Source organism: Roseivirga sp. 4D4, from assembly GCF_001747095.1.
In the GTDB taxonomy this organism is placed as follows: domain Bacteria; phylum Bacteroidota; class Bacteroidia; order Cytophagales; family Cyclobacteriaceae; genus Roseivirga.
Window position 1 is genome coordinate 1,246,282 of sequence record NZ_MDGP01000001.1, and the last position, 22,840, is coordinate 1,269,121.

Annotated in this window: 21 protein-coding genes; 5 read left to right on the forward strand and 16 right to left on the reverse strand. The window is 41.6% G+C overall.

The genetic code is table 11. The annotated features are described in order from the left end of the window. Window positions 1-47: 47 nt before the first annotated feature. The 4 genes from msrB to BFP97_RS05330 all read right to left on the reverse strand — a co-directional run bounded on the left by msrB (window position 48) and on the right by BFP97_RS05330 (window position 3,408). Window positions 48-590: a peptide-methionine (R)-S-oxide reductase MsrB gene (gene msrB / locus BFP97_RS05315; protein WP_069841417.1), complete on the reverse strand. Its 543-nt coding sequence runs from the start codon at window positions 588-590 to the stop codon at window positions 48-50. A 61-nt stretch (window positions 591-651) separates the two neighbouring features. Further along, window positions 652-1,575, reverse strand: coding sequence for a class I SAM-dependent methyltransferase (locus tag BFP97_RS05320; protein ID WP_069841418.1), 924 nt, complete (start codon window positions 1,573-1,575; stop codon window positions 652-654). Window positions 1,576-1,726: 151 nt separating this feature from the next. Beyond that, window positions 1,727-1,912, reverse strand: coding sequence for a hypothetical protein (locus tag BFP97_RS05325; protein WP_139135196.1), 186 nt, complete (start codon window positions 1,910-1,912; stop codon window positions 1,727-1,729). 164 nt (window positions 1,913-2,076) lie between these two features. Continuing rightward, the gene (locus BFP97_RS05330) at window positions 2,077-3,408 is read right to left on the reverse strand and encodes an exonuclease domain-containing protein (protein WP_069841420.1); all 1,332 of its coding nucleotides are present in this window, start codon (window positions 3,406-3,408) and stop codon (window positions 2,077-2,079) included. Window positions 3,409-3,456: 48 nt separating this feature from the next. Between BFP97_RS05330 and BFP97_RS05335 the strand changes: the two genes are divergently transcribed. Further along, on the forward strand, window positions 3,457-4,287 hold the full coding sequence (locus BFP97_RS05335) for a restriction endonuclease (RefSeq protein ID WP_069841421.1): 831 nt from the start codon (window positions 3,457-3,459) through the stop codon (window positions 4,285-4,287). On the opposite strand, the gene BFP97_RS05340 is transcribed toward BFP97_RS05335, so the two are convergent. The 9 genes from BFP97_RS05340 to BFP97_RS05380 all read right to left on the reverse strand — a co-directional run bounded on the left by BFP97_RS05340 (window position 4,288) and on the right by BFP97_RS05380 (window position 14,969). Continuing rightward, window positions 4,288-5,994 (reverse strand): sodium:solute symporter, encoded by a 1,707-nt coding sequence (locus BFP97_RS05340; protein ID WP_069841422.1) that lies wholly within the window; start codon window positions 5,992-5,994, stop codon window positions 4,288-4,290. It lies immediately after the preceding gene. 130 nt (window positions 5,995-6,124) lie between these two features. Beyond that, window positions 6,125-8,659: a PIG-L family deacetylase gene (locus BFP97_RS05345; protein WP_069841423.1), complete on the reverse strand. Its 2,535-nt coding sequence runs from the start codon at window positions 8,657-8,659 to the stop codon at window positions 6,125-6,127. Between the two features lie 147 nt (window positions 8,660-8,806). Continuing rightward, window positions 8,807-9,217, reverse strand: a complete 411-nt coding sequence (locus BFP97_RS05350) for a hypothetical protein (RefSeq protein ID WP_139135197.1) — start codon at window positions 9,215-9,217, stop codon at window positions 8,807-8,809. A gap of 124 nt (window positions 9,218-9,341) precedes the next feature. Further along, entirely contained in the window at window positions 9,342-10,079 is a 738-nt protein-coding gene (locus BFP97_RS05355) for a YebC/PmpR family DNA-binding transcriptional regulator (RefSeq protein WP_069841425.1), read from the reverse strand. Window positions 10,080-10,138: 59 nt separating this feature from the next. Next, window positions 10,139-10,615 carry a histidine triad nucleotide-binding protein gene (locus tag BFP97_RS05360; RefSeq protein WP_083262443.1) on the reverse strand — a complete coding sequence of 159 codons (477 nt, stop codon included), beginning with the start codon at window positions 10,613-10,615 and terminating at the stop codon, window positions 10,139-10,141. Between the two features lie 93 nt (window positions 10,616-10,708). Next, window positions 10,709-11,821, reverse strand: coding sequence for a 3-isopropylmalate dehydrogenase (leuB, locus tag BFP97_RS05365; protein ID WP_069841426.1), 1,113 nt, complete (start codon window positions 11,819-11,821; stop codon window positions 10,709-10,711). Beyond that, on the reverse strand, window positions 11,821-12,408 hold the full coding sequence (gene leuD / locus BFP97_RS05370) for a 3-isopropylmalate dehydratase small subunit (RefSeq protein WP_069841427.1): 588 nt from the start codon (window positions 12,406-12,408) through the stop codon (window positions 11,821-11,823). Before leuD ends, leuB begins: the two co-directional genes overlap by 1 nt. Before the next feature lies 1 nt (window position 12,409). Further along, window positions 12,410-13,804: a 3-isopropylmalate dehydratase large subunit gene (leuC, locus tag BFP97_RS05375; protein WP_069841428.1), complete on the reverse strand. Its 1,395-nt coding sequence runs from the start codon at window positions 13,802-13,804 to the stop codon at window positions 12,410-12,412. Window position 13,805: 1 nt separating this feature from the next. Then, window positions 13,806-14,969, reverse strand: coding sequence for a 2-isopropylmalate synthase (locus tag BFP97_RS05380; protein WP_069841429.1), 1,164 nt, complete (start codon window positions 14,967-14,969; stop codon window positions 13,806-13,808). Between the two features lie 174 nt (window positions 14,970-15,143). On the opposite strand from BFP97_RS05380, the gene BFP97_RS05385 reads away from it, so the two are divergent. Beyond that, on the forward strand, window positions 15,144-16,688 hold the full coding sequence (locus tag BFP97_RS05385) for a hypothetical protein (RefSeq protein WP_069841430.1): 1,545 nt from the start codon (window positions 15,144-15,146) through the stop codon (window positions 16,686-16,688). A gap of 13 nt (window positions 16,689-16,701) precedes the next feature. Here the strand turns inward: BFP97_RS05385 and BFP97_RS05390 are convergent, their stop codons facing one another. The 3 genes from BFP97_RS05390 to BFP97_RS05400 all read right to left on the reverse strand — a co-directional run bounded on the left by BFP97_RS05390 (window position 16,702) and on the right by BFP97_RS05400 (window position 20,428). Beyond that, the gene (locus BFP97_RS05390) at window positions 16,702-19,344 is read right to left on the reverse strand and encodes an ABC transporter permease (RefSeq protein WP_069841431.1); all 2,643 of its coding nucleotides are present in this window, start codon (window positions 19,342-19,344) and stop codon (window positions 16,702-16,704) included. Further along, window positions 19,341-19,676 carry a PadR family transcriptional regulator gene (locus BFP97_RS05395; protein ID WP_069841432.1) on the reverse strand — a complete coding sequence of 112 codons (336 nt, stop codon included), beginning with the start codon at window positions 19,674-19,676 and terminating at the stop codon, window positions 19,341-19,343. The genes BFP97_RS05390 and BFP97_RS05395 overlap by 4 nt, the downstream gene beginning before the upstream one ends. Before the next feature lie 71 nt (window positions 19,677-19,747). After that, window positions 19,748-20,428: a GOLPH3/VPS74 family protein gene (locus tag BFP97_RS05400; RefSeq protein WP_069841433.1), complete on the reverse strand. Its 681-nt coding sequence runs from the start codon at window positions 20,426-20,428 to the stop codon at window positions 19,748-19,750. A gap of 193 nt (window positions 20,429-20,621) precedes the next feature. Between BFP97_RS05400 and BFP97_RS05405 the strand changes: the two genes are divergently transcribed. The 3 genes from BFP97_RS05405 to BFP97_RS05415 all read left to right on the forward strand — a co-directional run bounded on the left by BFP97_RS05405 (window position 20,622) and on the right by BFP97_RS05415 (window position 22,689). Beyond that, window positions 20,622-21,707 carry a helix-turn-helix domain-containing protein gene (locus tag BFP97_RS05405; protein ID WP_069841434.1) on the forward strand — a complete coding sequence of 362 codons (1,086 nt, stop codon included), beginning with the start codon at window positions 20,622-20,624 and terminating at the stop codon, window positions 21,705-21,707. Between the two features lie 106 nt (window positions 21,708-21,813). Continuing rightward, window positions 21,814-22,203, forward strand: a complete 390-nt coding sequence (locus BFP97_RS05410; RefSeq protein WP_069841435.1) for a VOC family protein — start codon at window positions 21,814-21,816, stop codon at window positions 22,201-22,203. Between the two features lie 21 nt (window positions 22,204-22,224). Beyond that, entirely contained in the window at window positions 22,225-22,689 is a 465-nt protein-coding gene (locus BFP97_RS05415; protein ID WP_069841436.1) for an SRPBCC family protein, read from the forward strand. The last annotated feature ends 151 nt before the right edge of the window (window positions 22,690-22,840 follow it).

The following is a 22,840-nucleotide window of genomic DNA, read 5'->3' on the forward strand; positions in this document are numbered from 1 at the left end:
GCCTGATAAATCAGGCCAATGTTAATCAAATATTTTGTTCTCCTGAATTAGTTCTCAGGTTTTTTAAATTTTGGAGGCTCTTCGCCTTCTGGTACAAAAATGAGAGCTGCCGAATTCAAGCAATAGCGCTTCCCTGTGGGTTCAGGACCATCATCAAATACGTGTCCCAAATGCGAACCACTTTTGCTATCCACCACTTCCCATCTTACCATTCCGAAAGTGGTATCCTTCACCAATTTGATGGCATCATCATCTATAGGTTTCCAAAAACTTGGCCACCCTGAGTAGGAGTTATACTTCGTCTCAGAACTAAAAACGGGTTGAAGCGAAGCAGCAGAATAATAAGTTCCTTTCTCATAGAACTTATTCAGTTTTCCTGTGAATGCACGTTCGGTACCCTGTTCTCTAAGGATATGATATTGTTCTGGTGTCAACCTCTTCTTCCATTCCTCTTCTGACAATTGGATCTCGTATTTCTCTGACTGATCCTTTTGTTTATCCTGAGACACGCTTTCTTGTCCTTTCAAAGCAAAAAAGCTAGTTGCCAGTATAACCACAAGTCCTGACAACAAGATTACTTTAGACTTCATATGAATAATTTTAAACTGCTAACCTTATATACGAACAAAAGGTTTGTCTCGGATTGAGTTATTAGGAAAATTGTCTACCAAGAGAAGTCTTGCTGACAATTTCATCGGACTGTGATTCGATTGGAGCTGGTTTTACTCCTTGAAAATCAATTTTTGCTAGTTTGGACCTTTTCCAAGGCATCACAACACTCCTGGCTGTCTTAGATAATTTGTCTACTCCTGAAAGCAGCTTAGCATGCAAAGGTTTATCATTCTCAAAGAGCACCGTTGAGAGAGCTCCAGGCTTCAAGACTCTTTTGAAGTCATCATAGATGAATTTCTGATCGGCTTTAGCATACTTATTAATGGGGTCGAAAGAAAACATTGCATCTATTGCCCCATCTTCGAATGGCAACTTGCCATTATCTGCCAGAATTAAAACCGTGTTTTCTTTCAGTTCAGCCTCGATAGACTTTAGTTTTCTTAGGTCGAACTCCACATGAATATATCGCTTATACCTTGTTTCAAAAACCAGATTATAAATAGCATCAATATCATTGGCACATATCGAAACGAAGTTTTCTCCAGTTTTAGGATAGTTGGCCCTCAGGGAAGTAACCCGATCAGGGCTGAGCATTTCGAGTTTCTTAGACGAACTCGTGACCACTTGTTCATTCACTGTGTTCAACTCATACCTTGACTCAAAGTCATCAATCACATTTTGACTCACTCTTTTGAGATAGTTTTCCGTACGATTTTTTGCAACTATCGCGGTCTCTCTCTTGAGGTAAAAGATATTATCAAATACTGGATAGATATAACTCTGATGCTCTGTAACAAGTGCGCGAGTGAGTTTTGTAGAGACTAATATTCCGGGGTGGAAATACAGTTCGCGTCTACCAATTCGTTCATTTACATTTTCCAATTCCTGTTCGGAAAGGAAACGCAACTTTCGACCGGTAAACGGACAGCTTAGATAGGAATAGTAGTCAGTGTCTTGTAGCATAAATGCTTTAATTGATAATAGTACGGTTAAGTAGTCAATAACCCTACCAATCGATCAAAGCTTAAAATTAACTGTTCACATGCACAAAAACGAATTTCGAATTCTCTTTTTGGGAAATTCGTCTTAATTCGAAACAGCCTTGATGAAAGACCTACTCAGAGATCTTCATTTTCTTGTGGATGGCCATTAGAGAACTAGAAAGCATTAACTCCTTGCTCACGTCACTAACGTTATCCACGTACTTCCTGATACGCTTGCTTGTTTTCAGAGATCGCTGTTGGATGCTTTCTTCAGCATACTTCAACAATTTTCCTCCGATTTCTTTAGTCTTTTTCATAGGTGTTTTATCTAACGTAATAATAACATCTTCCAGCACTTAGATGTTTACTAAAAGATACGCTCTATCCAATATTTATTCCAACGGAAAATTATATCTACGGTTGGTATGTTGTTCAATAAATTAAACAACCAAGTCAGCACTCACCCTACTTTTGGGTGCCACTAAAATGTCAAGATTTGTCGCTTCTCTTTGAATTGATTGATAATCCGGTGTACCTCGGGATTGTCAGGATAAACTTGAACAATGTCTCTCAATTCGTCCAGTGAATCTCCCTTGAAGTCATTATCAAAAAAACCAAACCCCTTATAAGCACCTTCTTCTACCAGAACCACGCTCTTCTCTCCTATGGTTCTACCCTCACCCAACAAGCAATAGGTCTGCTTGGCATCATCTAATGAGGCTATCGCGATTTTAAATCGTTCCTTCAGTTCTTCTTTTTCAGAGTCTTTGAAAGAATAGCCGAAATACTTCATCATTGAAGCTGGAAGGCTACACAGTTCAGGATCGAGGTTATGTTCTTTTACAAATTGGATCAGGAAGGTTCTTGCCTTATCAAAAGACGTAAATGCCTTGACTGGAACGTGCCCCTTTTGCACTTTCCCTATAGACAATCGATGAAAGCCTCTTACATCTTCATAATGATACAATCCGTATTTGGCCGAAGGATATTTTTGCGCCTTATTGAACGGAGGAAACAGTCTTTTTATTTCGAAGGACTCCAGAAGAAAGGCGATCAGTTCATCGCCACACAGCTCGTAAGAGATATCGTAAATCTGATCCTTCAAGCCTTGTTTATAAACTACATCAGTGGCAGAAAAATGATTTCTGATACGGGCCTTGATCTTATTTGCCTTACCGACATAAAGCACCTTTCCATGTTCATCGCGGAAATAATAAACCCCTGTAAGCTCTGGAAGGTCCTCAAAAGTCTTTTTAGGAAGGTTTGGCGGTAAATCTGCCTCTTTCGAGTTTCGCTTTAAAAATTGATCGATCTGCCCCGTATCGTTTTGGATCAAAAGGTCCATTAATTCAACCGTGGCTCTAGCATCGCCCATAGCCCTATGTCGTGCCCCATTTTCAATTCCAAAGTGCTCGCTAAGCCTTCCCAGGCTGTAGGATTTTAAGCCTGGAAATATCTTACGACTCAATCTCACAGTACAGAGTTTATTGAGGTTGAGGTTTCCGCCAAGCTCTTGAAATTCTTTCTTGATGAAAGAGTAATCGAAATTGACATTGTGGGCTACAAATATATTGCCTTCCAGGAGCTGATGAACCTCTTTCGCTATCTCATAAAACTTGGGAGCGTCATACACCATTTCGTTAGAAATACCCGTAAGCGAAGTGATCCCTATAGGAATACCACATTCAGGGTTCACCAATGACTGGAATTCATCGACCACTCGTTTGCCATCATGAATGAGTATGGCAATCTCAGTGATCTTGCCATAGGCCGCTGAGCTACCTGTAGTTTCTATGTCGACAATCGCGTACATTGAATGAAATTTAGGGAAGATTTTTTGCTTTCACTATTTTGTAAAAGCATGAAAAGCACATTGATAAAAAAGTCTTCTGGAGAACTGGTTCCCTTCTCCACCGAGAAGCTGGAACACTCGCTTTTTCGTTCTGGGGCAAGCCCCGAACTCATTCAAAAAATCACCAATTCGGTGCTAGCTTTACCCACCCAAAACCTGAGTACAAAAGAGGTATATAAACATGCCTTTCAGTTGCTCAGAAAATCGTCTTTCCAGCTTGCCGCACGATACAAGTTGCAAAAGGCAATATTGGAATTGGGTCCATCTGGCTACCCCTTCGAGGAGTATGTCTCTCATCTCTTTGCATTTCAGGGTTTGGATTCAGATGTGGGGGTTATTATGAAAGGCAAACGCATTACACATGAGGTGGATGTCTGGGCAAAAAACCACGAGGTGCAATACATAGTGGAATGCAAACATCACAGTAACCAGAATTACAAATCAGATATTAAAGTTGTCCTATATGTACATTCTCGATTCAATGATGTGGTGTCACAATTGAAGAAACAGCAGTCACCCAAACTACAGTACAAGTGTTGGATTGTCACCAATACTCGTTTTACTGCTGATGCAGTTGCTTATGCTTCAGGAGAAAACATTGAGCTAATGGCCTGGAACTTCCCGAGCAAAGGAAGCCTTAGAGACAGGATTGACATCTCGGGTTTATATCCGATTACATGCCTCTGCTCATTGACTAAGTCAGAAAAACAGTTCTTACTCGATCAAAAAGTCGTGCTCTGCAAGGAGATATTAGATCGTCCAGCCCTGCTAAACTTTATTCGTTCTAAAAAGACCGATAAAGTCATTGAGGAGTGTAAGTCACTCGTCAAAGGCGATTAATTATCTATCCCTCACTACCTTGATAATAAAGCTGAAAACAATCACCAGAATACACCCAAATGCATTGTACCATAGAAAGCCCATTTTGAATATTCCTGCCTGGCCGATCGTATTCAGGTAGTGTATAACTATAATAGCTATCTGACTGAGTACCGCTCCAATGAACACTGCATTTGATTTGATGCTCTTAAAGAAGAAAGCCACTACAAAGATTCCCAATACGGTTGGGTAGAACAAAGAACCGATCAGGTTGACTGCCTGAATTAGATTCTCAAATAGTGAGAGTGTGGAAGCCACAATGATGGCCAATATGCCCCATGCAAGCGTGAACATCTTTGAAGATTTCAGATAATGAAGGTCATCCCCGTCTTGTTTGACACGTCTTTTATAAAAATCTATGGTTGTCGTACTACCCAGTGCATTTAACTCCGAAGAGGTTGATGACATGGCAGCTGAAAAGATAACCGCAAAGAGCAAACCTACGATACCAATGGGTAGAACACTCATGACATAGTTCATGAAAATGTAATCCTTGTCATTGACTTCTGCGCCTGGCACGGCCTCACCTATCATTGCCCTTGCCTCATCTCTGATGGCGTCAGATTGGGTTTGCATCTGGTTAACACGTGCTTTTGCCACTGCCACTTGAGTTTCATCTCCAGAGTCAACGGCTGCAGTAAGGTCATTTACAGCCTCAAGCTTACGCTCAAATACGTCTTCATAGTCTGATTCTAAGCCACGGAATTCATCGGCATAGGGCGTTTCGTAAACCTGTTCTTTCACTGTTTCATTGAAGAAGACTGGTGGTTGATTGTATTGATAAAATACAAAGACCATCGCGCCAATCAGCAGGATGATAAATTGCATCGGTACCTTCAGCAGGCCATTCATCATAAGCCCCAATCGGCTTTCTGAAAGCGATTTGCCGGATAAATAGCGCTGCACCTGAGATTGATCTGTGCCAAAATATGACATAAACAGGAATACAGCCCCTGTAATACCCGACCAGAAATTATAACGATCGCTCAGGTCAAATTCGAAGTTAACCACGTTCAATTTGCCCATTTTTCCAGCTACCTGAAGCGCATCTCCGAAGCCAACCCCCGAGGGCAAGGAAACAATCACGAGGTATCCCGCCAAGACCATACCACCCATCATAATGGCCATTTGCGCCTTCTGTGTTTGAGTGACTGCTTTGGTACCACCTGAAACTGTGTAGATAATCACCATAACACCAATAATGATGTTGGTCAGTTTGAGATCCCAACCCAATAAAGAAGATAAAATTATAGATGGAGCATAGATTGTAATACCAGCACCTAAACCTCTCTGTATTAAAAAGATAAAAGCAGCTAACATTCGAGTTTTCATATCGAATCGTGTCTCCAGATACTCGTAGGCAGTATAAACTTTTAGCTTATAGTAAATCGGTAAGAAAAAGACCGCTATCAAGATCATTGCGATCGGCAAACCAAAGTAGAATTGGATGAAACGCATGCCATCCGTATAGGCCTGACCCGGAGTGGAAAGGAAGGTAATGGCACTGGCTTGAGTCGCCATAATGGACAAACCAATGGCCCACCATTTCACATCGCTCCCACCTCTTAAATAGCTGTCCATGTCTTTGGTACCACGCGTTTTCCAAACACCATAGGCCACAATGGAAAGAAGCGTACCAAAGAGTACAATCCAGTCAATAGTACTCATGAATAATATTGGGTAAAGAGATGAAACAAGAGGATTAAAATGCCTAAAACTGTCATTACAAGCCAGTACATTTTAGACCAGGAATTAAAAAATGGAGGCTTATCTTGATTCGCCTCTTCTATCTTTTCGGTCATTTCTTATTGTTTTCCACTGAGTTCAAGGTAGTGTTTTTTGGCTTTTCCTGACCTAGTGAAATCATATTAGTGAATATTCTGAATGCACCCGACACCCCTGCCGGCAACTCACGAAACCATGAATAACCTGTATAGACGAAGTATCCTTCACCGTATTCAGCTACCAAAAGCCCTCCGTTCTTCGGTGTTTCACCAGGGTCGTTACTCGAGAGAATTGGTGTATATTTTGCATCCCATTGATTTGGAAAATAAAGCCCTCTCTCCTGTACCCAACCTTCAAAATCCTTCTCTGTGATCTTATTTGGACCATTAATAATTGGATGATCTGGTGCCAGAATCGTTACGTTAGCTTCTTCAACGGTCACGCGATCTCGTGAAATGCGAAATGGATATGGGCCTATTTCTCGTTGATTTCTCATTGAAGTATTGTACTGAGTAATTACTGTACCTCCGCCTTTGACATACTCCATTAAACGAGGTTGGACCACGCTCATTCGCTCTATTGTATTGTATGCTCTTACACCTACAATAACTGTTTCAAAGGCCTCTAGGCTTTCGGCAGTAATGTTGTTAGGGTCAAGAATGGTGACGGTATAACCGACCTGTTCCAAACTTTCTGGAATTGCATCTCCAGAGCCCATGATATATCCGATATACTGACTAGTTCTATTAATATCTACCCTAGCCACTTTCGTATTGCTCTTAGGAAAAATGGTCTGAACCGGGATATGATCGTATTCGATCGTTTTCAAACCTCTGTCATAGGTCTTTCCATTATATGAAGCACTTACACCAATATATGCCTCCTCTGGGTTTGTTGGAGGTAAAACACTGAAAGCCACAGATAGCTCTTCATTCTTTTGCTTTAGGTCATAGTCGACCGATGCCGGGTTGGACTTCCAACCTGAAGGTAAGTCAAGGCTTACAACACCGTTGACGTTAGATCTACCAGCCTTCACTACCACATTGATGGTCTTTGGCTCATTATCAGGGAAGATCAATACACTTTCCTTAATCTCCGCCATTACAGGGGGAGTGATTGCAAATGGTCTATACACCTCTCCCTTAACACGATCGCTTCTCTTATGAATAATATCGGTGGTGTACTCATAAGGCTTTCCGTCAATTTCTAATTCGAAGGTGGCGGTAATAGCCCCTGGGTTCTCTGCGAGTCCGATCATTTCTTGATCATCTACTCGGTACATTCCTAAAGAAGCCTCTTGCGCCAACCAGTAAGGTTGAGAGTAAGCCATATCATCAAGAATCTTGATAGAATCATTCTGGATCAATCTCACATTATTCTTTAGCGTTTTGCCAACAGCTATGCGCTTACTTACAGACGGCAACCTGATTGACTTGAGTCTTGTAGATAGATTAGAACGGTTAATGGCTTCGAAATAAATGGGTACTAATTCTCCGGGTACAGCACTGTAAGTTCTAGCCGCGACTTCAAGATAAAGCCCCATGGCCGACTTGATAACTACATCTAGCTCTTTCAATTTTACGTTCTTCCAATACTCATCTTCGAGGCTAAGCAGGGCCTCTCTAGCTTGTAATAACGTTGGAACAATAGCCGAAGGATTTTCCAGGTCATAGTCTTTGTTGGCCTTTGAGATCAACGCAGACACCTTTTCTCCTCCTTTGACTCTATTCCAAGTTTGATCGATATCGGCAAAGACATCCCCCTTCGGTAGAGCGCCTTTCCAGCTCATCAAAAATTCCTTGTTCTGACCTCGAGAACCCATCCTCCCAAAGCCTTGAGACTTATGCTCACTGCTACTCAGTGCGGCAATCTCACCATAAGACTTGCCTAATAATGCATTATACTCTCCCAAGTCAACGGTATAATAACCGTCTTGACCTTCGTGATTGGCACCACCTCTACCGAAGTTATAGGTGTTCCAGTAAAGTCCTTTGGGTTGCCAAGGCTTTACATATTTCAGTTGTTCTGGGTACTTGGTTGGATCATTTGCTATTTCGAAGGCCTCCATAGCAAGCAATGCAGACGCGGTATGATGACCATGCATTCCAGGTCTTCCTCTCGTTGTATCAAATCTTGCGATCATCACATCAGGCCTGAACTTTCTGACATTCCAAACTACATCCGCAAGGGCATCATCCCGATCCCAGGTATTAAAAGTTTCGTCAGGATCTTTCGAAAATCCGAAATCATTGGTCCTTGTAAAAAATTGCTCGCTGCCGTCCTTTCTACGAGCCGCTAGAAGCTCTTGGGTTCTTATAATACCCAAGTATTCTCTTATTTCTGTACCAATCAAATTCTGTCCACCATCTCCTCTTGTCATAGCCAAATAGCCCGTGCGGAGTTTTCTTTCCAGTGACATATAGCCAATCAGTCGGGTATTCTCATCGTCTGGATGTGCTGCCACATAGAGTACAGATCCTAACACCTCTAGTTTATTTAAAGCTTGTTTTATTTCTGCCGCATTAAGCTTTTTGGGTGCTTGTGCTGATGCGAAATTGCCGAACGTGAATAGTGAGATTAAGAGAAGAATCTTGAATTGTAGTTTCATAAGGCTCGTTGAACTAATGGATTTGTCTACGGATGCGAATATAGGAAGTTGTGAGTACCTACATATAGACACTTTTGTAAACGGTATATAATGAAAGAGGCCGCTACTCCTAGCGACCTCCGGATCAAAACTCAAAACAACAATTTTTTATCTTCTGACAAGCACAGCATTACAAAAATCTGTTGGCTTATTAGGTGAGAATGTATCGTCCACAGAGTAGGTTAAATACAAATCTCCGAATTCATTTCTTCCAGTGCCTTCTACTACATACCCACCGATTATTTGTCTAGGAATCGTGAGTCTATCTCCCCTTACCTCGGCAAATACTTCGATATCCACAGCGTAGAAGTTTCTGATATAGATGACATTACTGAAGTCATCCGAATCTCTTACGATGCGCGTATTGTAATAAGTCAGCTGATCGTAAGTTTCACTGTATTCTTCTGTTTCAAAACGACCGAGATAGTTATCTCTGTCATCATATGGCACCTCAACGAGCGTGATATCACAACTCGACAATAGTGCTAGTACAGATACTATGAGTAAACCTTTTTTCATTTTGACCTCCTTTTGGTTGATGTTGCTATGTACATTTCCAAAATGATGCCAAAAATGTGTGAGCATGAAAAAAGCCCCTTTCTGAACCTATCAAAAAGGGGCTTAAAAACTTGAAATTAGCGTTTTAGGCTATATTAGAATAGACTGCTTGTACGTCATCGTCATCTTCGAGTTTATCAAGAAGTTTTTCGATTTCTTCTAATTGCTCGTCTGAAAACTCGACCGGAGTAGTTGGGAATCTTTTGAGGTTGGCACTCTTTACATCAATAGACAAGCCTTCTAATGCAGATTGCAGTGAGCCAAAATTGGTATAATCTCCATAGACATAAACAGAAGTAACTTCCTCTCCATCCTGATTCTCTTCTATCTGCTCTTCTATCTCCTCGAGGCCAGCATCTATCAACTCGAATTCAAGTTCTTCGAGATCCATTTCGTCCTTTTTCTCAAATTCAAAGACTGCCTTGCGATTAAACATGTATTCCAATGAACCAGTTGGCACCAGTGCCCCATCTACTTTATTGAAATAGGATCTTACGTTGGCAACTGTCCTGTTTTGGTTATCTGTAGCACACTCAACAAAAACCAAAACACCGTGAGGTCCTTTGCCCTCGTAGTTCATTTCTACGTATGCCTCAACATCCTTGCTGGTAGCTCTTTTAATGGCTCCATCGATGTTGTCCTTTGGCATGTTCTGCGCCTTGGCATTTTGAATAGCCGTACGCAATGCTGCATTCATATCGGGATCAGGACCACCTTCTTTCGCAGCCATAGTAATGGCCTTACCAAGTTTTGGAAAAACGCGAGACATCATACCCCAACGTTTCATCTTTCTACCTTTACGAAATTCAAATGCTCTTCCCATTATAATCTTTGGTTCTTATTGAGGTATCAAAATTAAAAAGTCTTGAAAATTCAGAGCCCTCATTTATCGTCTTTTTTTGATCGAGGGTCAATAAAGGTCTGATCTACCATTGGCCCTGTTTTCATTCCTCCTAGCAAGTGCAAGTGAATATGAAAAACAGATTGTCCTGCATCTTCATTGGTATTCATTGAAAGTCTATAACCCGTGTCTGCAATACCATACTTCTTGGCTAGGTCTCTAGCCACCTTGTACATCTTTCCGATTAAGTGCAAATCCTCGTCCTTAAGATCGCTAATGGTGGGAATTCGCTTTTTGGGAACAATGAGGTAATGAACAGGAGTTTGTCTTCTCAAGGGCACAAAGGCAATGATTTCATTGTCCTTATAGACTATTTCGGCCGGTAGCTCACCATCCCAAATCTTTTCAAAAGGAGATTTAACAGAGAGCTTTTTCTCTTTTTGGGTTGTATACTCCTTGGATTGTGCATTGGCATAAAAGCCTATTACAAGGAATGCGAAGACAAAAATCTTTTTCATAGTGGTTGTCAAAACGGTAAATCACTAGGAAAGTTAAAAGAAAAAGCCCCGACTAATCGGGGCTTTAAAATCAACAAACCTGAATTTCAAGTACTAGATGATCGTACTCAATCCTAATTTTATATTATCCTGAGCACAGGACTCCTCGCCTTCGGCAATGCAATTGGCAATAAAGTCTCCGACTCGATCGGTACCGTAACCCTCACTTTTTGCGAGGTCTTCTGTGACCATTCCGTTTCTCAAAGAAGCATTCACTGCCTGTCTAATCTCGATAGCCTCATTGACCAAACCTAAATGATCCAACATCATTGCCGCTGATAGAATCGTGGCTAAAGGGTTTGCAATGTTCTTTCCAGCGGCCTGAGGGTATGATCCATGAATAGGTTCGAACATGGCTGTCTTTTCGCCCACCGAAGCCGAGGGCAATAAGCCTAAAGACCCACCAATAACACTTGCTTCGTCAGAAATGATATCACCAAACATGTTCTCCGTAAGTATAACGTCAAAATGCTTGGGGTTTTGAATCATCTGCATGGCTGCATTATCCACAAACATGCAGTCCAGTTCTATAGCAGGGTATTCTTTAGCTATTTCGGTAACACGCTCACGCCAAAGTCTCGAGGTCTCCAGGACGTTGGCTTTATCTACCAAAGTGACCCGCTTCGATCGATGTTCAGCTGCCTGAAACGCCAAGTGGGCTATCCTGTCAATTTCATAGTTGGAATAGGTACAGTGATCAAAAGCGCCATCCTCGGTTCTCCCCTTTTCTCCAAAGTAGATACCCCCAGTCAACTCACGATAGACCACCATGTCTACGCCTAAGATCTTCTCAGTCTTGAGTGGAGACATATGGATAAGGCTATCATATGCCGTCACCGGTCGAATGTTGGCAAAAAGCCCCAAACTCTTTCTTAGCTTCAGTAAACCTTGTTCAGGACGCACTTTTGCCGAAGGATCATTGTCATATTTTGGGTCGCCAATGGCTCCGAAGAGAAAAGCATCCGACTGCTCGCATGTTCTCAGTGTTTCATCCGGTAAGGGCTCGCCTGCCTTATCAATGGCTATAGCACCAACATCTCCATATTCATACACAAAAGTATGTCCGTGTCGCTCAGCTATTGCGTCCAGCACTTTCCTAGCTTCCATTACTACCTCAGGGCCAATGCCATCTCCGGGTAGCATTCCAATGTTCTTCCTAACTCCCATTATATTACGCTTGAAGAAGCTTCATAGGCTTCAATTTCTGATTTTAAGTTGATGAGATAATCTATGTCATCATATCCATTAATGAGGCACTCCTTTTTATACGCATTTACCTCAAAAGACTCCTTCTGATCATCATAGCTTATCACTTGACTTACCAAGTCGACCTCAATTTCGGTTGAAGGATCGGTAGTAATTGCATCCAACAGGCCTTGTAAAAAGGAATCACTTACCTGCACAGGAAGGAGTCCATTGTTTAGGGCATTGCCCTTAAAAATATCTGCGAAGAAGCTTGATACGACCACTTTGAAGCCATAGTCGTGTATAGACCAAGCCGCGTGCTCGCGCGAAGATCCACAACCAAAATTCTTTCCAGCAACTAATACTTTTCCACCGTAAGTCCGATCGTTTAGCACGAAATCGGCTTTTGGACTTCCGTCTTGCTCATAGCGCCAATCACGAAATAAGTTATCACCAAAACCCTCTCTGGAAGTTGCCTTTAGAAATCTCGCTGGAATAATCTGGTCCGTATCAATGTCTTCAATTGACAATGGAACACCAGTAGATATCACTTTCTGAAATTTGTCCATGCTAGTTAAGGTGTTTAGTTATGTCTACAATTTTGCCTTCAATGGCCGTAACGGCTGCCACAAGGGGACTTGCCAGTAATGTTCTAGCCCCTGGTCCTTGTCTTCCCTCAAAGTTTCTATTTGAGGTTGAAACACAGTACTCTCCGGCCGGCACCTTGTCTTCATTCATACCCAGACAAGCAGAGCAACCCGGTTCTCGTAATTCAAAGCCCGCTGACGACAATACTTCATGAAGTCCTTCAGCAATGGCTTGTTGTTCCACTTGCTTCGATCCAGGTACGATCATAGCCGTCACATTATCAGCTTTCTTTTTACCTTTTACATAGTCAGCGACAACCCTCAAGTCTTCGATCCTTGAATTGGTACAACTTCCTATAAATACATGATTAATCGGCTTACCGAGTAAAGACTCACCGGGTTTGAAGCCCATGTAATCCAATGACTTATTAAAGCTATCCTGGCTTCCATCACCGATTGCCATAGGAACCTGGTTTGTGATTTTGATCCCCATGCCCGGATTGGTACCGTAAGTGATCATAGGTTCAATATCAGTAGCATAGAATGCATATTCCTTATCAAAGCTGGCATCCGAATCGCTTTTCAACGTTTTCCAGTAGGCAACCGCTTTCTCATAGTCATCTCCTTGGGGAGCGAACTCTCTCCCTTTGATATAATCGAAAGTTGCTTGATCTGGGGCTATCATTCCACCTCTGGCACCCATCTCAATGCTCATATTGCAAATGGTCATCCGGGCTTCCATGGAAAGTGCCTCAATGGTGGAGCCTGCGTATTCTATGAAGTATCCTGTTCCTCCGGCCGCTGTAAGCTTTGAGATGATGTACAAGATGATATCCTTGGCCAGAACACCCTTTTTCAATTCACCGTTCACGGTGATTCGCATGGTCTTAGGCCTACTTTGCAACAAGCACTGGCTGGCCATCACCTGAGCCACCTGACTAGTACCTATACCGAAGGCAATAGCTCCAAAAGCACCATGGGTGGATGTATGGCTATCACCACAAACCATTGTTCTACCTGGCAATGTTATGCCCAACTCAGGCCCAATTACATGGACAATACCCTGAAAAGGATGTCCTAACCCATACAGCTCAACCTCATGCTTTGCACAATTGGCCAGAAGCGTATCTACTTGATGCTTCGAAAGGGCCTCTTTGATTGGCAGGTGCTGATCTTTGGTTGGAATATTGTGGTCTGGTGTTGCCACCATTTTTTCCTTTCTGAAGAGCGACAGCCCTCGCTTTTCCAGCTCTGAGAAGGCTTGCGGGCTCGTTACTTCATGAATTAGATGACGATCGATATAGAGTACATCTATGTCTCCTTCAAGGCTTTTCACCACATGGGCATCCCACACCTTATCGAATAATGTCTTTCCCATTTTAAACGGCCACTTTATGTCTTAGTGAGGCAACCTCATGCAAATCTTCATCCATCACTTCCTTTTTAGCGTCAGCTACCTCTAAGAAGCTTTTGTAAACCACATCAAGTTCGTCCCGCGTCAGCTCGTAACCGATATTCTTCATACGATAAGCCAAAGCAGCTCTACCACTTCTCGCTGTCAGGACTATGGATGAATGATCAACTCCTACTTCCTTAGGGTCGATAATTTCATAAGTCTCTCTTTTCTTGATCACTCCATCTTGATGAATCCCTGATGAATGAGCGAAAGCGTTGGCTCCAACAATCGCCTTGTTGGGTTGTACTGGCACACGCATGGTTTCAGATACATACCTCGATAACTCATTGAGCTGTTTGGTATCAACTCCCGTGGTCATATTCAAATAAGGATGCTGTTTCAGCACCATAACCACCTCTTCTAAGGCGGTATTTCCTGCACGCTCACCGATGCCATTAATCGTGCATTCTATCTGCGTAGCGCCATTCATTACACCCGAAATGGAGTTGGCCGTAGCCATTCCCAAATCATTGTGGCAGTGTGTGGAGAGTGTGACATTATGCACGCCTTTCACGTTTTCTTTCAAAAACTTAATCTTATCTCCGTACTCGCCTGGTAGGCAGTATCCGGTTGTATCTGGAATATTCAATACCGTGGCCCCTGCTTTAATCGCTTCTTCACAAATATGTGCTAGAAACTCATTTTCAGTTCTACCAGCATCTTCCGCATAGAACTCCACGTCCTCCACATGTTTTTTGGCCAATGAAACAGCCGCTACTGCTCGCTCGACAATCTTTTGGGGAGTTGAATTGAGTTTAAACCTAATGTGAGATTCAGAAGTACCAATACCTGTATGAATTCTTGGGCGAACCGCATTCTTGAGGGACTCTGCTGCAGTGATGATATCTTTTTCGACAGCTCGGCTCAGGCCACACACAGTCGCATGCTTTACAACTCTGGCAATGGCATCTACCGATTCAAAATCACCCGGGCTTGAAATGGGAAACCCCGCTTCAATGACATCCACACCAAGGGTCTCCAGGCGCTTGGCCACTTCAACCTTTTCGTGGGTATTGAGTTTGCAACCCGGCACTTGCTCTCCATCCCGGAGAGTTGTGTCGAAGATTTGTATTTTTTGATTTGACATCGTTTATTTGATCAGTCTTCAGTCTTTCTATAAATCGCTTTTTACAGAATAATTGAATTTAGACCTGTGACATTTTGATGCCATAGTAGAAGTCTATTTATCTACTATTTCAAATTGATCTCTTTCTAATTTTAATTACCTAAAAATCAGATACTTAATAAGTTTCTATTTACAATGGCAAATACTAAAAGCGATGCTCTTTTTGACCTTATAAAATCCCTCACTCAGACGGAAAAAAGACACTTTCGCCTCTTCGTAAATCGTAGTGGCAATACGGAGGATGTCAAGTTCATCAAACTCTTCGATGCCATGGAAGGGAGTAAAACCTACGATGACAAAAAGATTTTAGCCAAAGTCCCGAGTATCAAAAAGAGTCAGTTTTCCAACCAAAAAGCTCATCTCTACAAGCAGATTTTAGCCAGTTTACGCCACTACCATATCGGTCAAAACATAGATATTCAGCTGAGAGAAAACATGGATCATGCGAAAGTGCTCTACAACAAAGGATTCTATAAACAAGCGCTAAAAATGCTTGGCAAGACTAAGACGCTAGCCCAGGATACGAAACATTTTACGATCGCTTTGGAAGTGCTCGAGTTTGAAAAGCTGATCGAGTCCGAGTACATCACCAGGAGTATTGAAAACAGGGCTGAACAACTGGCACATGAGGTAGACAGTACCACCGCAAAAATTAAAAGCGCACACCGCCTTTCTAATCTTTCACTTAACCTATACGGCCTATTTCTCAAAAACGGCTATGCTAGAACCGAAACAGAGTTTGAGCAGGTCCGATCATATTTTGAGTTAAATCTTCCAAAAGTAGAAATGGAGGAACTGAGTTTCTATGAGAAGCTCTACTACCATCAGTCTCATGTATGGTTTAATAAGATCGTTCAGAACTTTCCTAACGCTTATAAGCATGCCAAAGCCTGGGTCGAATTATTTAAAGTAGACAGCGCCATGGCAAGGAAACAACCTGTCCTATTTATTAAGGGTTATAGGAACTTGTTGGCGGCACTTTTTCAATTACAATACTACTCTGAATTCTGCAGAGTTCTTGACGAAGTGGAGTTACTGAGCAAAGACCAACAAATTGTTAAAGATTTGAACTCTGAAATACTGATATTCAAGTTTTTATATATATCAAAAATTAATAAGCATTTTATGGAAGGTCAGTTCGAAAAGGGCATTGACCTGATTCCCGAGATACTTGAAAAACTCAAATTGTATGAAGGGAAAATTGACCCAGAACGGGTGCTCATGTTCTACTATAAATTTGCCTCTCTATACTTCGGAAATGCTAACTATCGCAAGGCTATTTTCTACCTCAATCAAATCATCTATTTCAAAGATGTTAAGCTGCGAGAAGACATCCACTGCTTTGCCAGAATACTCAACCTAATTGCGCACTTTGAAGACGGCCAGGATTTTCATTTAGAGTATCAGATCAAGTCTACCTTCCAGTTTATTGGTAAAATGAACGATCAGCAAGAAGTGCAGAAAGAGATCATTCAATTCTTAAGAAAAACTGGCAAAATTAAGCCTGACGAGTTGAAAGGAGAATTCATAAAGCTTTATGACAGGCTTGAATTGCTCAATGAAAACCTCTATGAGCGGAGACCTTTCCTATACCTTGACATACTCTCCTACCTTAAAAGCAGGATTGAAAACAGGCCTGTCCAGGAAGTAGTTCGAGAGAAATTCAAAAGTCTTAAATGATCTGACTTAAGCCCTAATCATATCTCAAGCTTTGAGTTGGACTGGTAATGGCAGTCTTTAGCGTACTACCTGCAATGGTAATCAAGGCCAAGATCAGTAAGGTGGCCGGGGCTAAACCATAATAAACCCAGGGAATATCTATTCGATAAGGAAACTGCTTTAGCCAGCTGTTCATCCAGAGATATACCAATGGCCATGCAATAAGAAAACTTAAGCACATGGTCGCGAAAAAACGCCTAGAAAAGAGCTGTATAATGCTGAGTATACTTGCTCCTAATACCTTTCTCAACCCTACTTCCCTCCTTCGAGTAGCTACTAATTGCAATACGAGACTAAGCAAACCCATTAAGGCAAGTACAATTGAAATCAGCACCGCAACTGTAATCAAGGTCGAAAAAGTACTTTCCGCCTGGTAAAGGCTTGCCTGATGTTCATCGAGCCAAAAGTAGTCAGGCCTGGTATTTGGCATCAGTTTATCGAGCGCAGTCGATACAGAAGCAGCTGCTTGCTGATAATCCTTACCAGTGATACGACAAGCATAAAAGTGATAACGTGCAGGCTGAATGTCCATGACAAATCCTTCAATGTCATGGTGCAGCGTTTGGAAGTGAAAATCTTCCACTACACCAATGATTCGACCATTTCTGGGATAACGACCATTGACGCCCTGGGTAAGGTACTCAATACGATAACCTAGAGCATCCTCATTGGTCTTAAGCCCTAGTTTACGTACGGTAGTTTCATTTACCAGAAAAGAAGCCGTGTCTGTTACCAATTGAGGATTAAAATCCCTCCCTGCCAATAATTCCACCTTGTAAGTCTCCAGGAAGTCCTGATCGATGTGCAGCCGACCTAACAACAGTGTATCTACCAACGTGTTGGGTGCATTGAAAGCGTAGCTCGCATAGTAAGGTTGATCCCCCACAAGCTTATGTGAAGTAAAGGATACCTGATCTACCGCAGGAATTTCTTTTAAAGTTTGCTTCACCAAATCTACCTGCTCTTGGTTGATATCGTTGGTTGAAACCATCAACAATTGGCTCTGGTCATAACCCAAGTCCTTTTCGGTGATATAATGCTGCTGAAGCCTAATCGTACCGATCGCGATAAGCAATGCGGTACAGATAGTAAACTGGAAAAGAAGTAGCCCATTGTTAATGGACAATGAACCTTTCAGACCTAAAAAACTCCCTTTTAATGCATTGACCGTCTGCAAACGCGAGCTCAAAAGACCAGGGATAAAACCCGCCAAAAAGCTAATCATCGCAAGGACTGAGACTATATAACCAACCAAAGTCAGATCGGTCATAGTGATAGGATCCAGATTTAAACCCAGCAGTTGGTTAAAAGATGGCAGCACGGTCAATACCAACAAGGCGGAAAGTAATGTGGCCAAGAAGACCAGTGTAAAACTTTCAGAAATAAACTGAACTACAATGTGCCACCTCAGGCTACCCATGACCTTTCTGACCCCTACCTCGCGAGTTCTTTTTACCGAACGTGCCATATTCAGATTAATAAAATTGGCACAAGCGAGTAGTAAGATCACTCCGGCAATGGCTGCAAGTAAGTAAAGCCTATTGATGTCCGAATTAGCCTTGAGTTCATTTTCAAGATCTGACTTTAAATGGATATCTGTAACTTTTTGAAGACCTACCGATCGGTTATCGGTCCATTCCTTGCCCATGTATCGTGCAAAGAAGTCATTGGCAGCCTCAGATACTACCGAAGGGTCGGCTTGCTCCTCTAATTCAAAGTAGGTATAGTAGTATAAGATCCCCCAGTTGTCTACAATATCCCAGAAAGCATCACCCATGGTATTAAAAGAACCGATTAGATCAGCTTTGAAATGCACGTTCTCAGGCATGTCTTTCATGATCCCGGTTACCTGAAGGTCAAACTCATCATTGTAGGTAATTGCCTTGCCGATCGCATCACGAGTTCCAAAAAACTTAATGGCGGTACTCTCACTAAGCACCACACTCCTAGGATTACGCAAGGCTGTTTCCTGGTTACCCATTATCAGAGGTAGATCAAAGAGATGGAGTGCAGATTGATCGGCCCAAATGAGATTTGGTTCTGAGAAGTACTCATCTGTGGCTGGATCGCTGATGCGCACCGGCAGACGGTATTTCATAAACCTTATGGTAGATTTCAAAGCCGGAATTTCATCTACCAAGGCTGGTCCCCAGGGTGCGCCACTAAAAGCGGTTCGTGTACTTACACCATTGCCCTCATGCCTGATAGTATAGAGCCTCCAAAGGTCTTTTTCAGGGTGTGCCTGGTCATAGCTCTTCTCATAACGGATAAATAGAAATATGAGCATGCAAGCGGTTAGTCCCACTGTCAGTCCTAATAAATTAGTACTGGTATACCAACGATTTCGCCAAAGATTACGCAGAGAGATGAGTAAGTAATGCCTGATCAAAGTAGTGAAGTTTAAAGTTCTTATAGTTCGTTCTTCAATGGTATGCAAGCCCTGCGGTTCTATTCCGACAATGGCCTTTTCATAGGCTTCCCCGAAGCTCAATCCCTCTGCCATGCCATACTCTACCTCGGTACACACGTGATCTAGAAGGTCATCAAATAAAGGACCATAGGAAACACCTCGCTTTTTAAGTTCTTCCCTAATCCAATCTACCTGAGCATCTTTCATAAAGCTGGCTTTGAATAGAGTACTCCTTTGACAATGGACACGAATCGTTCGAACTCATTAAGTTTGATCTGCACTTGATCGGTGCCTGATTCAGTGAGCGAATAGTAGCGCCTAACCCGATTGCCAATGTTGACTTTTTCGGCCTTTACCCAGCCTTGCTCTTCGAGTTTATGAAGAATGGGATAAAGTGAGCCCTCCGTGACTACGATCTCTTCATCAGAGAGCACTTTCACTTTCTGTGTGATTTCATAGCCATACATGCGCCCCTGTTTAGCAAGTACAGAGAGAATAATGGTCTGAAAAGTTCCTTTAAGTAATTGTGAAGACTGCATGGCATTTCAATGCATTGTTAAACAATGTATTAATACGCCCGAAAGGATTGTTGGTTTCATTCCTGCTATAATTAATTGGAAGTAATGGTAGTGGTCACTACAACAGAAGCCATAATCGTAATCATTATAGCTGCCTGAATTTCACGAATGCTTTTGTTGATCGCACCACTGATCTTTACATCTTGGGTGACTTCTTTGATCTTCTTCTTGACCTTTTTATAGTCCTCCTTATCCCTGAAAGCCTCTTTCGTAAGGTCGGAAACATCGATAAGACTCAACAACATAATATCTCGAGGTTCCGACTTAGCACCGTAGAGCATAACGGCTTTGATCCGTTCTCGCACTTTGTTTTCCGGTGTCATATCACTTGCCGGATATTTGTTATTGGGGATAAGCCACAGGATTTTATGCTCCTCTTTTTTAAGAATGCCTTTATTGATTAGCCTTTGTAAAACATCCTGTTTAAGGTCGTTAGCTTGTTTAGCCAAGCCATTGATGACATCTTTGACCTTGCTTGACTTCGCCTTTTCTCCAATGTATTCCAATGCTTTGTTCAAAGCCACCTCGGTCACTGCAGAACTGTCGTTCACTCTCACATACTCTCCTGAAATACTGACTTTCTCTCGCAAAGCCAGTTCTAACAGAACAGCACCGGCAAAGCCATAATGAAGGTGGGTTGAATCAATTACAAATTGACCTTTACTATCGTCTAAGGCTATTAATAAGTATTCTTCTAGCAGATCGAGATTCATTTTACGGGCTTTCTAATGAGCATTTTTTCGGTAGCCAACCACGCCATAAAAGTCGGACTTTTTTTGATCAGGTTCAATGAGAATGACAATTATCCAATTTTCTTAATTTAGATGTGACAGTGACTTTAATTTTTCACATAAGACCTTCCTAAGTGTTCTTTTGATTTAACAGCATGCAGCTATCTTTTTTTCTATGATTGCGAACATTCTAATAGGTTTCGGTGCGCTTCAAGCTTTATTCATCTCCTCAATATTCTTGTTTCAGGTAAATGGTGCCAGAGTAAAGCGAATATTGGCGATTTTACTCAGTATTGAGGGGATTACACTCTTTGAGAGGCTTTTGGCCGAAACAGGGTTAATTGAAGCGCTTCCCCATTTCATTGGAATTAGTTATCCCCTTAGCTTCCTTAAGGCTCCTGCTATTTTCTTCGCAGGAATGCTCATTACTAATGGTGATTTTAAGTTCAAAAGAACTCATCTTTTTCACCTTCTGCCATTTGTCCTCATGCTAGGCTTGAATATCCCAATGTATTTTCAGAGTGGAACTTACAAGCTTCAAATGGTCAAAGAATTCATTGCCTCAGTCCCAGGTTATGACGACTTTAACTTTTACCTATTCCTGCTCTTTTATGGTCATATCGGGTCTTATGTTGTAGTATCACTGTTAAGAATTAACAATTATACCCGGCATGTTAAAAATAATAAACCAGCGAACTGGTATAAAAAGGTTCTTTGGCTTTATAGCCTTTTCCTTTCCATAAGTCTGGTATATTTTGTCTTACTACCATCTGGACAGTTAGAGATTCCCATGTTCAACATTGTAACAATGTTGATTATGAGTTTTGTCATTCAATCCATGGCATATAGTTTTTTTCTGGGTGCAGATATTTTCACACAATCTACCCCTCCCATGTTGGCAAATCTAAATCAGCGTTTAGAGGATGAGAAATTAATTATTAATAAGCTTGAAACTGACAAAGATTTCCTCAATAGCAACCTCACCTTAGACGATTTTTCTATAGCGATTGGCCTGCCAAAGAAATATGTTTCTGAGTTGATCAACCAGAAATTCAATTCATCTTTCAAAGACTTTATAAACTCCTATCGGGTAAAAGAGGCAAAAACATTGATGCAACAATCTATAAAGAACAAAACCCACTTAATTGATATCGCCTTAGAATCCGGTTTCAATAACAAGGTAAGTTTTTACCGGTCCTTTAAAAAGCACACAAACAAGTCTCCCTCTGACTTCTATGCTGATTTAAGGAAAGAACCATAAACATTAGCATCTGACCAATTAACACTAAAAACGGTTAAACGCTGGTAATGTAACCTCCTAAACCAGATACTTTTTCATCATAGTAGCTCAAAACAAATAATTGAGTATGCAACTTATACCTTACTTGACTTTTCCTGGTACTTGCGAACAGGCCATGGAATTCTACGCCACTTGTCTGGGTGGAACGATAGTTACGAAAACTACTTACAATGATTCTCCCATAGATGTACCTAATGAAGTGAGTGGAAGAATTTTCAATTCTGAATTACAATCTGGTAATCTCAGAATTAAAGCTTCGGATGATTTACCCAATCACCCAATGACCCCTGGTTCAGGTATATCACTATACATTCTAATCGATGACATAGACAAATGTCATTCCCTTTTCAAAGACCTAAGCCAAAATGGAAAGACCCTCTTCCCAATGAAAGATGGCTTTGGTATGCTCAAAGATCAATTTGGTACGCAATGGATGATTGTATTAAATAAACATTGATTGATAATAGCCTTTACAAAAATGAAGCACAATGGAAATATTATTATCGAAAAACCCGCACATGTAGTGGCAGAGTTATTCATGGACCCTAGATATTTGGCAAAATACCAAGAGGGCTTTGAAAGAAAAGAACTGATCAGTGGACAGGCAGGGAAAAACGGAGCAGTATCAAAACTCTATTATAAACATGGTAAGCGACAAATGGAACTCACTGAAACCATCATTTCCAATAACATGCCGGAATCTCTTAAAGCCTTCTACCATCACAAGCATATGGACAATACAATGATATGTAAATTCATTCCGCTGACCGATCACTCAACACGCTATGAAACGGAAGTTGAGTACACAAGAATAGATTGGTTCTTGCCCAGGTTCTTTGCTATCCTGTTTCCAAATATGTATAAAAAGCCTGCTGAAAAATGGATGCATAACTTTAAGGACTTCGTTGAGAACTATGATCTGGAAAGTGATGAAAACAAATAATCATCAAATTTAAATCTGCTTTATATGTAAGCCACTTCTGCTGTTCAAAACTAACGGATAGACCCATTGTCAATCAGGCCCCTTACCTTCTAGTAGGACGATTGACATGACCTTAGTTGCCCTTTAAATGAATAGGGTGCTGATTTTCTTG